Raw genomic sequence first — 13,530 nt, 5'->3', positions numbered from 1 at the left:
GTGCCCTCCATTCCGCCGGTGGTCCTACGCTGGCGGCATGAGCGAGCCGGGCCCCTCCCCCGCGCTGGTCGCCGACGTCTTCGCCCGCGACTGCACGTCCCGCTCGGCGTTCGAGGACGTCACCGCCAAGTGGGCGTCGCTGACCCTGATCGCGCTGCACGAGGGTGGGTACCGGTTCAACGCGCTGCGCCGCCGGGTCGACGGCGTGAGCGAGAAGATGCTGTCGCAGACGCTGCAGGCCCTCGAGCGCGACGGCATGGTCAGCCGCGACGTCGTCACCACCATCCCGCCGCGGGTCGAGTACGCGCTCACGCCGCTCGGCGCCCGGGTGGCCGCGCGCCTGCGCGACCTCGCCGACGTGCTCGAGGAGGCCGTGCCCGAGGTCGAGCGGGCCCGGGAGGACCACCGTCCGCGCTGACGCCGGGCGGGCCGCTCAGGCCGAGCGCCAGCCGCGGCCGTGCAGCCGCGCGACGCCGTCGAGCAGCAGGTCCAGGGCGAACTCGAACTCGAACTGCTCGTCGCACCCGCCGCCGACGGCGGACAGGTCCCCGCCGGTCGCCGCGGTGGCGATCTCCAGGACGTGCGGGAAGCGCCGGGCGAACTCCTCGGCCGTCGCCCGCTGCTGCTCCGCGGGAGGCGGCGGCGCCGACGGGTCGGCCGGCGCGTCGAACAGCTCGGGGCTGAACCCCCAGATGCGGTTGCCCAGCGCGTGCATCACGTGGTGGGTCAGGTCGACCGAGAGGCCGCCGCGGCGGAAGGTGCCGACGACGGCGTCCATGTAGCCGAGCACCGCGGGCGTGCGCCGGGTGCGCGACTCGATGGCCCGCCGCGCCCAGGCGTGCCGCAGCACGGCCCGGCGCGCGGACAGCAGCCGCGCCCGGACGGCGTCGGGCCAGTCCAGCGCGGGGTCGGGCGCCTCGAACTCGCCGATGACGGCGTCGACCATCCCGTCGAGCAGCTCGTCCTTGTTCGCCACGTGCTTGTAGAGGGCCATCGGGACGACGCCGAGCACCTGCGCCAGCCCGCGCATGCTCACCGCGTCGAGGCCCGACCCGTCGGCCAGCTCGACGGCGGCCCGCAGCACCCGTTCGCGGGACAGCGGCTCACGCGCCACCCGACCTCCCCTCCTTGACAGGCGTACACCGTACACCTAGCGTCCGCGGCGTTGGTGTACGCCGTACACCACGGAGCAGAGGAGCTGGTCGTCCATGCGGGAGTCCCGCGCAGCCGCCGTCGTCACCGGCGTGTTCTTCCTGGTCGCGGCCGTCGCCGCGGTCGTCGCCCTCGCGCTGTACCAGCCGCTGCTGGGCGACCCGGGCTACGTCCTGGGCCCGGGTGCGGACACCCGGGTGCTGTGGGGGGCGTTCCTCGAGGTGGTGCTCGCCGCCGCCGTCATCGGGACCGCCGTCACGGCCTTCCCGGTGGTCGAGCGGCACGGCCGCGCGCTCGCGCTGGGCTACGTCGCCGGCCGCCTGCTGGAGGCCGCCGTCATCACCGTCGGGATCGTCGCCGTCCTCGCCGTGGTCACGCTGCGCCAGGACGCCGCGGGGACCGACGGCGGTCCGCTCGTGGGCGTCGCGCAGGGCCTGGTCGCGCTGCACGACGCGACGTTCCTCGTCGGCCCCGGCCTCGTCATCGGCGTCAACACGCTGCTGCTCGCCGCGCTCGTGTACCGAGGCCGGCTCGCGCCCCGGCCGGTGGCCGTGCTCGGCCTGGTCGGCGGCCCGCTGGTGACCCTCTCGTCGACGGCCGTCCTCTTCGGCGTCTACGAGCAGGTCTCGGTGTGGGGCATGCTCGGCGCCGTCCCGGTGGCCGCGTGGGAGATCTCGCTGGCGGTGTACCTGATCGCGCGCGGCTTCCGCCGGCCGGCCGCCGTCCTGCCGGCCCGGTCGGAGCTCGTCCCCGCCTGACCCGTGACGGGCGGGCGGCGCCGGGACGCCGCCCGCCCGCGCGTCACACCCGGGCCTCGAGCAGCTCGGTGAGGTTGCGGTCGACCTCGTCGAGGTAGGTCTTCTCGAAGCCGAACAGCCCGAAGTGGCCGGCGATGCTCGGCAGCACGCGCAGCTCGCTCCCCGGGATCAGCGCCTGCTCGGCGGCGCAGTCGCGGACGGGGAAGAACATGTCCTCGTCGATCGGCATGACGAACGTCTTCGCCGTGATCCGGCCCAGCGCCCCGGCGAGGTCGCCGCCGGTGAAGCGGGTGACGTCGCCCCGCTGCCACTTCCAGCCCATGGTGAGCAGGGCGTTGGGGTCCATCGCGAGGAACGTGGCCTGCACGAACCGCTCCTGGAACTCCTCGAACGTCGACCAGGTGACGTCGGGGATCTCGATGGTGCGCCAGTACTCGGTCTTCCAGAACTCCGTGGACAGGCCGAGCACGGCCCAGATGTCGGCGTGCCGGCGCAGGCCGTCGGCGACGTCGGTGTGCGAGCGGTACTCGCCGCCGTTCCAGCCGGGGTCGGAGGTGATGGCGTCCATGAGCGAGCGGGTGAACAGGAAGTCGTGCGGGGTGTTCTGCGCGGTACCGGCGATGGGCGCGGCGCGCAGCACCCGGTCGGGGAAGCGCACCGCCCACTCGTAGGTCTGCTGGGCGCCCATCGACCCGCCGACCACCAGCGCCCACCGCTCGATGCCGAACAGCTCCGCGGCGAGCTGCTGCTGGGCGCGGACGTCGTCGCCGATCCGCACCCGCGGGAAGCGCGACATGGCGATCTCGCCGTCGGTGTTGTGCGGCGAGGTGCACAGCCCGTTGCCGATCTGGTTGACCACGACGATGAACCAGCGGGAGGGGTCCAGCGCCCGGCCGGGGCCGATGTAGGTCTGCTCCCAGGTGGCGTGCGTGCCGCTGAACCAGGTGGGGATGAGGATCGCGTTGTCCTTGGACGGACTGAGCTCGCCGTAGGTGGCGTAGGCCAGCCGCAGGTCGGGGATGCGCCCGCCCTCCTCGAGGTCGAACCCGCCGAGCGCGTGCAGCTGGTAGGCACCCTGCACCTCGGGCGTGTAGAAGGCGTTCTCGATCACGGCGGCTCCCCTCATCTGGGTGACCCGGCTCACTCTGGCCGACCGGGCGGCCGCTGACCAGGGGCGGGTTGACACCCGTGTCAGAGTCGACCGGTGGCACCGGTGCCCGACGGACTCGTGGCGGTCGTCAAGCGCGACTGCCCCACGTGCGCGCTGGTCGAGCCCGTGCTGCAGCAGCTGGCCGGCGCCGGCGCGCTCACCGTCGTCAGCCAGGACGACCCGGGCTTCCCCGCCGGGCTGCCCGTCACCGACGACCGCGAGCTCGAGGTGAGCTGGCGGCTGCGGATCGAGACGGTGCCCACGCTGCTGCGCGTCGACGGCGGCGCCGAGACCGGCCGCGTCGAGGGCTGGCTGCGCAGCGCCTGGGAGACCTTCACCGGCGTCGAGGACCTCGGGCCCGGTCTGCCCGAGCACCGGCCGGGCTGCGGGTCGCGCAGCGTCGAGTGGGGCGTCGAGGAGGAGCTGGCCCGCCGCTACGGCGGCTCGGTGCTCACCGCCCGCCGGGTCGAGCTCGCCGACCTGGAGGACGACGTCGAGGCGGTGTACGCCCGCGGCTGGAGCGACGGCCTGCCCTGCGTGCCGCCCACCGAGGAGCGGGTGCTGCGCATGCTCGGCGGCACGAGCCGGGCGCCGGACGAGGTGGTCGCCGTCGTCCCGCCCGACCTCGTCGAGTGCACGGTGGAGAAGGTCGCGGTCAACGCGGTCCTGGCCGGGTGCCTGCCCGAGCACCTGCCGGTGGTGCTGGCCGCGGTCGAGGCGGCCTGCCGCGACGAGTTCGCGCTGCACGGCGTGCTGGCCACCACCTGGTCGGCGGGGCCGGTGCTGGTGGTGAACGGCCCGGTCACCCGGCGGCTGCGGATGAACTCGGGCATCAACGTGCTCGGCCAGGGCGACCGGGCCAACGCGACCATCGGCCGCGCGCTGCAGCTCGTCGTCCGCAACGTCGGCGGCGGGCGGCCGGGCGAGGTCGACCGCGCCACCCTCGGCAACCCCGGCAAGGTCGGCTGGTGCTTCGCCGAGGCCGACGACGGCCTGCGCCCCTTCCCGCCGCTCGCGGAGTCCCGCGGCGTCCCGGGCTCCGCGCTCACCGTCTTCGCCGGCGCCGGGCTCGTCCCGTTCCTCGACCAGCTCAGCCGGACGCCGGAGTCGCTGGCCCGCACGCTCGCGCTGGTGCTGCGCACCGTCGGGCACCCCAAGGCCGCGCTCGGCATGGACGCCCTCGTCGTCCTCGGCCCCGAGCACGGCCGGGTGTTCCGGGAGGCCGGGTGGGACCGCGAGCGGCTGCTCGCCGAGCTGGAGCCGCTGCTGGTCCTGCAGCCCGACGAGCTGCGGCGCGGCGCCCTCGGCATCGCCGAGGGGATGCCGGACGCGCTGCTCGACCGGCCGCTGCCGAAGTTCCGACCCGGCGGGCTCCTGCTCACCTACGCCGGCGGCCCGGCCGGCATGTTCTCGGCCGTCATCGGCGGCTGGGCCAGCGGCGCGACCGGCAGCACGCCGGTCACCGTCCCGATCGAGGAGGCGTGATGGCACGGGTGCTGCTCGACCCGACGTCGGAGCGGCGGCCGGCGGAGCGCGCGCTGACCGCGCGGCCGGCGTCGCTGGAGGGCCGGACGGTCGGCCTGCTCGACATCTCCAAGAGCCGCGGCGACGTCGTCGTCGAGGAGCTCGAGGCGCTGCTGCGGGCCGACGGCGTGCGCACCCTGCGCTACCGCAAGCCGACGTTCGCCCGGCCGGCGCCGGTGGACCTGCGGCACGAGATCGCCACCCACTGCGAGGTGGTCATCGAGGCACTGGCCGACTAGGGCTCGTGCACGTCGTGCAGTGTGCACGACATCGCCGACCTCGAGGCCCGGGGCGTGGTGGGGGTCTTCCTCGCCTCGTCGGAGTTCGCCGACGCCGCGACCGCCCAGTCGCGCGCGCTCGGCCTGGCGGTGCCGCACGTGCTCGTGCCGCACCCGATCCAGGACCGCACCGACGACGAGCTGCGCCGGCTGGCCCGCGACGCCTACCCCGCGGTGCTGGCCGCGGTCACCGCGGTGGCCCGGCCCGGCGGCTGAGCGGGACACCCGCGGGGGCCCGGGGACGACGTCCCCCGGGCCCCCGCGGAGCCGGCGTCAGCCGAGCGAGCAGGTGTCGAGCAGCAGCGGGTCGGTCCCGGCCCCGGCCGGGCGCGGGACCGTCGTGCTCGCCGGCGGCTGCGCCCCCTCCTCGACCCACGCGGTGAGCGCGTCGAACGCGGTGCGGAAGCAGGGCAGCATCGGCCGCAGGTGCGCCGGGTCGAGCGGCACCAGGCTGTCGACGTGGTTGCCGCCCTCGATGCGGTAGTAGCGGTGCAGCCGGTCCCGGTTCCGGTCGGCGACCATCTCGGCGTAGACGTCGCTGTCGGTGCTGATCGGCAGCAGCGTGTCGAGGGTGCCGTGCAGGGTGAGCAGCGGCTTCTTGATCTTCCCGGTGAGGCTGACCCGGGCCAGCGCGTCGTGCGCGGCCTGGGAGCGCGGGTCGGCGAACCAGGCGTCGTAGCCCGCGTCGCTCGGGCAGGGCGCCAGGATCGCGGGCAGGGTCGTGCCGGCGGTGGCCCCGGGGCAGGCCGGGTCGTACCCCGGGTCGAACTCGGCCCGGTAGGTCTTCTGCGTCAGCCCCCAGTACACCGTCCGGTGGTACTCCCACAGCGGCTCGGACCCGCGGGCGAAGCCGGCGGCGTACATGTCCGCCGCGGTCGCCTGCCCGAGCGTGTACCGCACGGCGGTCGGCAGGTAGGTGAACAGGTTGGGCCCGTCGGGGGTGAACAGGGTGCCCTCCCAGTCGACGCCGCCGTCGTAGAGGTGGGCCCGGTTCTCCAGCTGCCACCGCACCAGGTAGCCGCCGTTGCTGATGCCGGCCATGTAGGTCCGCTCCGGCGCCCGGCCGAGGTGCTCGCGGATGGCGCCCTTGGCCGCGACCGCGAGCTGCGTGACCCGGTCGTGCCACTCCATGACGGCGTCCCCGGGCGCGACGCCGTCCCGGTAGAAGTCGACGCCGTTGTTGCCCTTGTCCGTCGAGGCGTAGGCGAAGCCCTGGGCCAGGACGAAGTCGGAGATCAGGAAGTCCGAGGCGTACTGCTTGCGGGTCCCGGGCGCGCCGCTGACCACGAGGCCGCCGTTCCAGTCGTCCGGGATGCGCAGGACGAACTGGCTGTCGTGGTCCCACCCGTGCAGCGTGTTGGTGGTGGAGGTGTCGGGGAAGTAGCCGTCGACCTGCAGGCCCGGCACCCCGGTCGGGTTCCGCGTGCCCGGCATGTGCAGGCCCGTCCAGTCGGCGGGGTCGGTGTAGCGGCCCGGGGCGGCGGCCTGCAGGCCCGCGGTGGTGAGGTCGGGCAGGCACGCGGTGACGCTGAGCTCGGCGCCCGGGACCTCGACCGTGTCGTCCGCGGCGCACGGCCGGGGCCCGGCGCCCGGGCCGCCCGGGCCGCCCGGAGCGGCCGTGGCCGGGGACGCCTGCAACGCCAGCGCCGCCGCGATGCCGAGGGTGATCAGAGGGACGGTTCTGCGCTGTGTCACGAGGGCTCCTCCGTGCGCGACGATCGGCCGTGGTCCACGTCACATGCTGGGACCGGGCGGGCCACGGCGACAGGTGGCGGGCCCACCGCTCTGGCCGCCCGGGATGTGCTGTGCCCACACCCCCGCCGCACGGGGTGCCGCCCGCCGCCGCGGCGAGGATGATCGGGCGCCGCCGGGACCGCGGTCCCCGAGCCACCGGGAGGAACGGATGAGCGACGACGTGCGGCTGGTGCGCCCGGAGGACCGCTCGGAGGGGCACCCCACACCGGGCATGCACCGCGAGCAGGCAGTGGCGACGGGCGGGCTGTGGGCCGGGCACGTCACCACTGAGGCCGGGGTGACGTCGGGGTGGCACCACCACGGCGACCACGAGTCGACGATCTACGTCGTCTCCGGCGCGCTGCGGATGGAGTTCGGCCCCGGCGGCGAGGAGGTCCTGGAGGCGCGGGCCGGTGACTTCCTGTACGTCGCGCCGCACGCGGTGCACCGCGAGGGCAACCCGGCCGGCGAGCAGTCGGCGATCGTCGTCTTCCGGGCCGGGTCGGGCGAGGCCGTCGTCAACGTCGACGGCCCGTCGCCCGCCTGATCGAGGCAGCGGCTGCCCGGGGCCGCGGCGCGACCCTGGGGGCGGCGGCACCACGCACGTCCGGCCCCGGCCGGGGTTGACTGTGCGCGCGCCCGGAGCCGCACGAGGCCTCCCCCGGGACGGAACCGGGAGGTCCGGCCGATGAGCACCGACGCGGCGCCGGCGACGGGCCTGGACCCGGCCAGCCGGGAGGCCTGGCGGTCGCTGCCGGCCCGGCGCCCGGAGTGGACCAGCCCCGGCTCCTGGAGCACCGTGCTGGTCCGCCGGTACGCCGAGCCCGCGGTGGCCGAGGAGTTCACCACCGCGCCCACCCGCGACAGCCTGCTGGTGGTGCAGCGGTCCGGCGCCTACCGGCTGGAGAGCCGGCGCGGCCGGCGGTGGGTGGGGGCGGACTACCGGCCCGGGGCGATGGGCGTCACCGCTCCCGGCGCCACCTCCACGCTGCGCTGGCGACCGCTCGAGGACGGCGGCCGGCCGGCCAGCACCGTGCAGGTCCACCTGGGCGCGGGGCTGATGGAGGAGGCGTCCCGGTCGCTCGGGGTGGCCTGGGACCCCGCCCGGCACCCCGACGTCCTCGTCCTGGAGCACCCCGGGGTGTTCGCCTCGGCCCGGGCCCTGGCCGCCGCGTCCGAGGGGGGCGCGCCCCGCCTGGCGGGCGAGGCGCTCGCACTCGCCGTCGCCGCCCAGCTGGTCAGTGCGCAGCCGCGCGACGGGCGGACCCTCGCGCCGGCCCCGCGCGGTGTGCGCCCGCTCCCCGACGCCGCCGTCCGGCGGGTCGTCGACCACCTGCACGCGCACCTGGGCCGGGAGGTCGGCCTCGACGAGTGCGCCGCGCTGGTGCACCTGTCGCGGGCGCACTTCCTGCGGGCGTTCACCGCCGCCACCGGCCTGACCCCGCACCGCTACCTCGTCCGGCTGCGGATGGACTCCGCCGCCCGGCTGCTGCGCAGCACCGACCTGCCGGTTCTCGACGTCGCCGTCGCCGTCGGCTACGCGGGCACCAGCCACTTCGCGGAGGCGTTCCGGCGGGACCGCGGCACCTCGCCGTCGGCCTACCGGCGGGCGGTCCGCGGCTCCTGAGCCGGCCCGTTCCGCCCAGCGGCGCACTCCCCGGGACGGAACCGCGCACTCCGCGGGTCACGTGCACCCCGGCGGCCGCCCGACGATGACGGGCGTCCCCACGACGAGGAGTGAGATGAGTCAGAGCACCAGCACAGGGCCGGACCGCACACGTCGCGTGGCGGTGGTGACCGGAGGGTCCGGCGGCATCGGCCGGGCGTGCGCCGAGCGTCTCGGCGCCGACGGCTTCGCCGTCGTCGTGCACTACGCGGGAAACCCGCAGCGGGCGGAGGAGGTCGCGCGGGCCGTCGTCGCCGCGGGCGGCCTCGCGACCACCGCGCAGGCCGACGTCGCCGCCGAGGACCAGGTGGCGGCGGTCTTCACGGCGGCGGAGAGCGAGTTCGGCGGCGTCGACGTCGTCGTCAACACCGCCGGGATCATGCGCCTCGCGCCGCTGGCGCAGGCGGACCTGAAGGAGGGCGGGGAGGTCGACGGCATGGTCCGCACCAACCTCCGCGGCACGCTGGTCGTCTCCGCGGAGGCGCTGCGCCGGCTCCGCGACGGCGGGGCGCTGGTCAACGTGTCGACGTCGGTGACCCGCCTGGCACTCCCGACCTACGCCGCCTACGTGGCGACCAAGGGCGCGGTGGAGGCGATGACCCCGATCCTGGCCAAGGAGGTCGCGGGGCGGGACGTCACCGTCAACACGGTGGCCCCCGGGCCGACGGCGACGCCGCTGTTCCTCGACGGCAAGGACGAGGAGACCATCGCCCGGATGGCGTCGATGAACCCGATGGGCCGCCTCGGCGAGCCCGCGGACATCGCCGAGGTCGTCGCCTTCCTCGCCGGCCCCGGCCGGTGGGTCAACGGCCAGGTCGTCTTCGCCAACGGGGGTGCGGCATGAGCGGGGACCCGAGGGTCGTGCTCGTCTCGGGCGCCTCCAGCGGCTTCGGGCGGATGATCTCCCGCGAGCTCGCCGGCGCCGGGCACACCGTCTACGCCGGCATCCGGGACACCGCCGGGCGCAACGCGCCCGCCGTCGAGGAGGCGCGGGCCGAGGCACGGGACGCCGGGATCGACCTGCGCACGGTCGAACTCGACGTCGGCGACCAGGACAGCACCGACGCGGCGGTCGCGCGGGTGCTGGCCGAGGCGGGGCGGATCGACGTCGTCGTGCACAACGCCGGCCACATGGTCCTCGGGCCGACCGAGGCATTCACCCCGGAGCAGCTGCACGACGTCTTCGACACCAACGCCGTCTCCACCCAGCGCCTCAACCGGGCCGTGCTGCCGCACCTGCGGGCGCAGCGGGACGGGCTGGTGGTGTGGATCGGCTCGACCAGCACGCGCGGCGGCACCCCGCCGTACCTGGCGCCGTACTTCGCGGCGAAGGCGGCCGAGGACTCCCTGGCGGTGTCCTACGCCGCGGAGCTCGCGCGGTTCGGGGTGGACTCGGTGATCGTCGTGCCGGGCTCGTTCACCACGGGCACGAACCACTTCGCGCACGCGGGGAGCCCGCGCGACGAGCAGGTCGCCGCCGCCTACGAGACCGAGTACTCGGGGCTGCTCGACCAGGTCGGCGCCCGGCTCGCGGAGCTCTCGCCGCCCGACGCCGACCCCGCCGAGGTGGCCCGCCAGGTGGCCGCCGTCGTCGGGATGGAGAAGGGCACCCGGCCCTTCCGCGTCCACGTGGACCCCACCGACGACGGCGCCGAGCGCGTCAACCACCTCGGCGACCAGGTGCGGCGGGAGTTCTACGAGCGGATCGGGCTGGAGGACCTGCTCCGCGTCCGGACCGACGGGGCACCCGCCCGCGGCTAGACGCACGAGAGCCCCGGTCGGACACCCGACCGGGGCTCTCGCACGGGGTGGAGGTGGCGGGAATCGAACCCGCGTCCTGCGACGCATCACCAGGGCTTCTCCGAGCGCAGTCCGCTCTGCCTCTGCTCGGCCCTCCCGATCGCACGAACACGTCCAGATGACAGGCCCAGTCGCTGTTTGGTTTCCCGTGGGCGCCCGCGACCGGCGCTCACGGTGAGTCATCTAGCTGATGCCAGGATCCGGGCCGATGACGAACCCGGGCTGACAGAGTCGCCTCGCTACTTAGGCAGCGAGGGCGAACTCGCGCTGACTGGAGTCGGCGCTTGTGTGTTTTCCGACGCGTGGTTAACGAGCTCATCGTCGGCTTCCTCGGCTCGCTTCCCCTGGTCACCCGACCGCAGTCGAGACCATTCACCCCCTGTGTAGTTGTCCACCCATCGTAACCGGGACGGCTCCCGGGTTGTTCCCCCGCCGTCCCGGCGCGTTGGTGGCGCGCCGGCCCTAGATCCAGTCGCGCCGCTTGAACACCGCGTACAGGGTCAGGCTCACGCCCAGCATCAGCACCAGCGCGAACGGGTACCCGAGGTGCCACGACAGCTCGGGCATGTCGTCGAAGTTCATCCCGTAGACCGTGCCCACCAGGGTCGGCGCGAACAGGATGGCCGCCCAGGCGGAGATCTTCTTGACCTCCTCGCCCTGCGCGATCGAGGCCTCGGTGAGCTCGCGGATCTCGTCGTTCTGCCGCTGCGCCACCAGGGTCGCGTTCACGGTGAGGATGTCGCGCAGCTGCAGCCGGAACGCCTCGATGCGCTCGGTCACCTGGGTGACGTGGTCGGCGACGTCGCGCAGGTAGCTGCGCAGCTCCTCGTCGACGCCGTACTTGTCGAAGCCGGCGGTGATCGCGGCGAGGATGCCGGTCAGCGGCTGCGCGGCGCGCTGGAACTCCAGGACCTCCTGCGACAGCTCGTAGATGCGCCGCGAGACGCCCGGGTCCCCGCGGAAGACCTCGGTCTCGATCTCGTCGATGTCGTTGGCCAGGCCCGCGACGACCGGGGAGTACCCGTCGACGACGGCGTCGAGGATCGCGTAGAGCACCGCCTCGCTGCCCCGGCCGAGCAGGTCCGGCTCGCTCTCCAGCCGGCGCCGCACCCGCGCGAGGTCGGGCGACTCGGAGTGCCGGACGGTGATCGCGAACTGCCGGCCGAGGAACAGGTGCAGCTCACCGAACTCGACCTCCTCCGCCGCGTCCAGATAGCGCGCGGCCTTGAGGACGACGAACAGCGTGTCGCCGTAGCGCTCGAACTTGGGCCGCTGGTGGGCCTGGATGGCGTCCTCGACGGCGAGCTCGGGCAGCCCGTACTGCTCGGCGAGCTCCCCCAGCTCGGCGGGCTCGGGCCGGTAGAGGCCGAGCCACACGAGGCGGTCGTCGAAGCCCTCGGTCAGCCAGTCGTGGCTCTCGGCCGCCGACGGCGGGGTCGCGATGCGCCGGCCACCGGCGTAGACGGCGTTGTCGATGAGCCTCGACTGCCGCACCACCGGCGCGGGTGGGGGCGGCGGCGGGACGGGGCGCACCACCGGCGGCCGCGGGCGGCGGCCCAGGGTGGACAGGGCGGTGAGGGGCGCGAGGCGACGGTCGGCCATGACGGGCTCCCGGGAGGACGCTGGGCGGAGGACACAGCAGTGGTCCTCCACGCGGGCACCGGGGCGCGGGGCTGCGCCGGGAGCTAGGCGGGGAGGACCTCGGGACTGGGACTGGGGGGTTCGCTGCGCATGCGCTCGCCCTCCCTCCGTCGACCGGCGCCCGTCGTCGTCCGGGCCGTCGTCCATCGTGACACGCCGCCGGGCGTGCGGGCCCGCCGGAGACGGAGACTTCCCTCTCCGTTCACCCGGAGGATCAGACCTCGAGGACGAGGCCCACCATCACCGGCAGCAGGACGACGATGAGCAGCGCGCCGAGCACGTCGAAGGAGATGCCCGACCGGATCATCTTCGTGATCGGCACGACGCCGGAGCCGTAGACGATGGCGTTCTGCGGCGTGGACACCGGGAGCATGAACCCGAACGACGCCGCGAACGTGGCCGCCAGTGCCGGGACGAACGGGTTGATCCCCGCCGCCACGGCCACCGGGATGATGATCGGCACGACGACGGCGGCCGACGCGGTGTTCGACGTCGTCTCGCTGATGACGATCGCCAGGATGACCGCGAAGACGGTGATCGCGAGGGTGCTGCCGAGGCCGAGGGTGTCGGCGGACGCGTTGCCGATCGTCTCGGCCAGGCCGGTGTCGGCCAGCAGCGAGCCGAAGACGATGCCGGTGCCGAAGAGCAGCACCGTGCCCCAGTCGATCGTGGCGGCGTCGGACCAGCGGAGGGTGAACTCCCGCTTCTTCCAGTCGGTGGGCAGCAGGAACAGCAGCGACGCCCCGAGGATCGCGACGATGCCCTCGTCGATCCGGTCGCTGATCGTCGTGTAGAGCTCGGACTCGGTGCCGGCGGTGAGCGCGATGACGCCGGGGAAGATCCACAGCGCCACGGTGATCCCGAACGCGACCAGCGTGTTCTTCTCCGCGCGGGAGACCGGGCCGAGCTCCGCCCGCTCGGCCTGCACGTACTCGTGGACGCCCTCGATGCGCTTGATCTCCGGCTTGTTGAGCAGCAGCAGGACGGCGGCCAGCGCCACGAACATGAGCGCGCAGATGGGCAGCGCCATGAGCATCCACTGCAGGAAGCCGATCCGCTCCCCCGTCGCCTCCTCGATCAGGCCGCGGCCGATGAGGTTGGGCGGCGTCCCCACGGGGGTGATGAGCCCGCCGACGCTCGCGCCGTAGGCCAGCATCAGCATGAGCGCGACGCCGACCCGCAGCCGGAGCGGGTCGAAGTCGGGCTGCACCAGGCCCTTGTCCTGCAGCAGCTTGGCGATGACGGAGAGGATGCCGAGCGCCGTCGGCAGGAGCATCGCCACGGTGGCGGTGTTGGACACGAACGCCGACAGCAGCGCGGTGATCAGGCCGAAGGCGATGACCAGGCGCGACGTGGAGCCGCCCACCCAGCGCAGCGACAGGATCGCCATGGCGAACCGGCGTGCGACGCCGTGCTTGAGCATCGCGGCGGCGAGGATGAACGCGCCGATGAAGGTGAACACCGTCGTCGACCCGAAGGGCGCCACGGCGTCGTCGGCCGGGACCACCCCGAGGACGACGATCGCCGCCAGCCCGATGAGACCGCCGATCGGGATGGGCACCGGCTCGGTGATCCACAGGACGATGACCCCGAGCAGGATCGCGGCCAGCAGCTGCTGCTGGTCCTCCATGCCGAGCGGCAGCAGCGCGAAGACGACCGTCACGAGCGGGGCGAGGAACAGCCCGACCGTGCGGCGCCCCTTCTCGAAGCGCTCCTCCGCCGGGCTGAGCTGCTGCTCGCCGAGGCTGCGGTAGGTGGCCGAGCCGCGGAACGCGGCGTCGACGTCGGTGCGCTGTGCGGGACGGTCGGTCGTCGTCATGGCAGCTC

Annotated in this window: 12 protein-coding genes, 1 other RNA gene and 1 pseudogene; 8 read left to right on the top strand and 6 right to left on the bottom strand. The window is 74.4% G+C overall.

The features are described from left to right. Positions 1–37 precede the first annotated feature (37 nt). The gene (locus BUE37_RS04645; RefSeq protein WP_073418896.1) at positions 38–418 is read left to right on the top strand and encodes a winged helix-turn-helix transcriptional regulator; all 381 of its coding nucleotides are present in this window, start codon (positions 38–40) and stop codon (positions 416–418) included. A 15-nt stretch (positions 419–433) separates the two neighbouring features. On the opposite strand, the gene BUE37_RS04640 is transcribed toward BUE37_RS04645, so the two are convergent. Further along, the gene (locus tag BUE37_RS04640; RefSeq protein WP_217651122.1) at positions 434–1,114 is read right to left on the bottom strand and encodes a TetR/AcrR family transcriptional regulator; all 681 of its coding nucleotides are present in this window, start codon (positions 1,112–1,114) and stop codon (positions 434–436) included. A gap of 94 nt (positions 1,115–1,208) precedes the next feature. Between BUE37_RS04640 and BUE37_RS04635 the strand changes: the two genes are divergently transcribed. Then, positions 1,209–1,910 carry a DUF4386 domain-containing protein gene (locus BUE37_RS04635; protein WP_073418895.1) on the top strand — a complete coding sequence of 234 codons (702 nt, stop codon included), beginning with the start codon at positions 1,209–1,211 and terminating at the stop codon, positions 1,908–1,910. 43 nt (positions 1,911–1,953) lie between these two features. Here the strand turns inward: BUE37_RS04635 and BUE37_RS04630 are convergent, their stop codons facing one another. Then, positions 1,954–3,021 carry an alpha/beta fold hydrolase gene (locus tag BUE37_RS04630; protein WP_073418894.1) on the bottom strand — a complete coding sequence of 356 codons (1,068 nt, stop codon included), beginning with the start codon at positions 3,019–3,021 and terminating at the stop codon, positions 1,954–1,956. Positions 3,022–3,123: 102 nt separating this feature from the next. On the opposite strand from BUE37_RS04630, the gene BUE37_RS04625 reads away from it, so the two are divergent. Both BUE37_RS04625 and BUE37_RS24760 read left to right on the top strand, forming a co-directional pair. Next, on the top strand, positions 3,124–4,545 hold the full coding sequence (locus BUE37_RS04625; protein ID WP_217651121.1) for a thioredoxin family protein: 1,422 nt from the start codon (positions 3,124–3,126) through the stop codon (positions 4,543–4,545). Then, positions 4,545–5,078: pseudogene (locus tag BUE37_RS24760) on the top strand (UGSC family (seleno)protein). The gene BUE37_RS04625 and the pseudogene BUE37_RS24760 overlap by 1 nt, the downstream one beginning before the upstream one ends. Positions 5,079–5,135: 57 nt before the next feature. Here the strand turns inward: BUE37_RS24760 and BUE37_RS04610 are convergent. Then, positions 5,136–6,557: a tannase/feruloyl esterase family alpha/beta hydrolase gene (locus BUE37_RS04610; protein ID WP_083628279.1), complete on the bottom strand. Its 1,422-nt coding sequence runs from the start codon at positions 6,555–6,557 to the stop codon at positions 5,136–5,138. A gap of 208 nt (positions 6,558–6,765) precedes the next feature. On the opposite strand from BUE37_RS04610, the gene BUE37_RS04605 reads away from it, so the two are divergent. The 4 genes from BUE37_RS04605 (at position 6,766) to BUE37_RS04590 (ending at position 10,023) form a co-directional block, all read left to right on the top strand. Next, a complete protein-coding gene (locus BUE37_RS04605) occupies positions 6,766–7,143 on the top strand; it encodes a cupin domain-containing protein (RefSeq protein ID WP_073418887.1) in 378 nt (125 codons plus the stop codon). A gap of 141 nt (positions 7,144–7,284) precedes the next feature. Then, on the top strand, positions 7,285–8,223 hold the full coding sequence (locus BUE37_RS04600) for a helix-turn-helix domain-containing protein (RefSeq protein ID WP_073418885.1): 939 nt from the start codon (positions 7,285–7,287) through the stop codon (positions 8,221–8,223). Between the two features lie 166 nt (positions 8,224–8,389). Next, a complete protein-coding gene (locus BUE37_RS04595) occupies positions 8,390–9,106 on the top strand; it encodes an SDR family oxidoreductase (protein ID WP_217651120.1) in 717 nt (238 codons plus the stop codon). Next, on the top strand, positions 9,103–10,023 hold the full coding sequence (locus BUE37_RS04590; protein ID WP_073418881.1) for an SDR family oxidoreductase: 921 nt from the start codon (positions 9,103–9,105) through the stop codon (positions 10,021–10,023). Before BUE37_RS04595 ends, BUE37_RS04590 begins: the two co-directional genes overlap by 4 nt. 45 nt (positions 10,024–10,068) lie before the next feature. Here BUE37_RS04590 and ssrA read toward each other — a convergent pair. The 3 genes from ssrA to BUE37_RS04575 all read right to left on the bottom strand — a co-directional run bounded on the left by ssrA (position 10,069) and on the right by BUE37_RS04575 (position 13,522). Then, positions 10,069–10,442: a transfer-messenger RNA gene (gene ssrA / locus BUE37_RS04585) on the bottom strand. 82 nt (positions 10,443–10,524) lie between these two features. Then, the gene (locus tag BUE37_RS04580) at positions 10,525–11,664 is read right to left on the bottom strand and encodes a magnesium and cobalt transport protein CorA (RefSeq protein ID WP_073418879.1); all 1,140 of its coding nucleotides are present in this window, start codon (positions 11,662–11,664) and stop codon (positions 10,525–10,527) included. Between the two features lie 253 nt (positions 11,665–11,917). After that, positions 11,918–13,522, bottom strand: coding sequence for an SLC13 family permease (locus BUE37_RS04575; protein WP_073418877.1), 1,605 nt, complete (start codon positions 13,520–13,522; stop codon positions 11,918–11,920). Positions 13,523–13,530 lie beyond the last annotated feature (8 nt).

Source organism: Geodermatophilus nigrescens (assembly GCF_900129495.1).
Lineage (GTDB): Bacteria > Actinomycetota > Actinomycetes > Mycobacteriales > Geodermatophilaceae > Geodermatophilus > Geodermatophilus nigrescens.
Note: the sequence above shows the minus strand (reverse complement) of the source record. Positions and strands in the feature narration are given on the sequence as shown.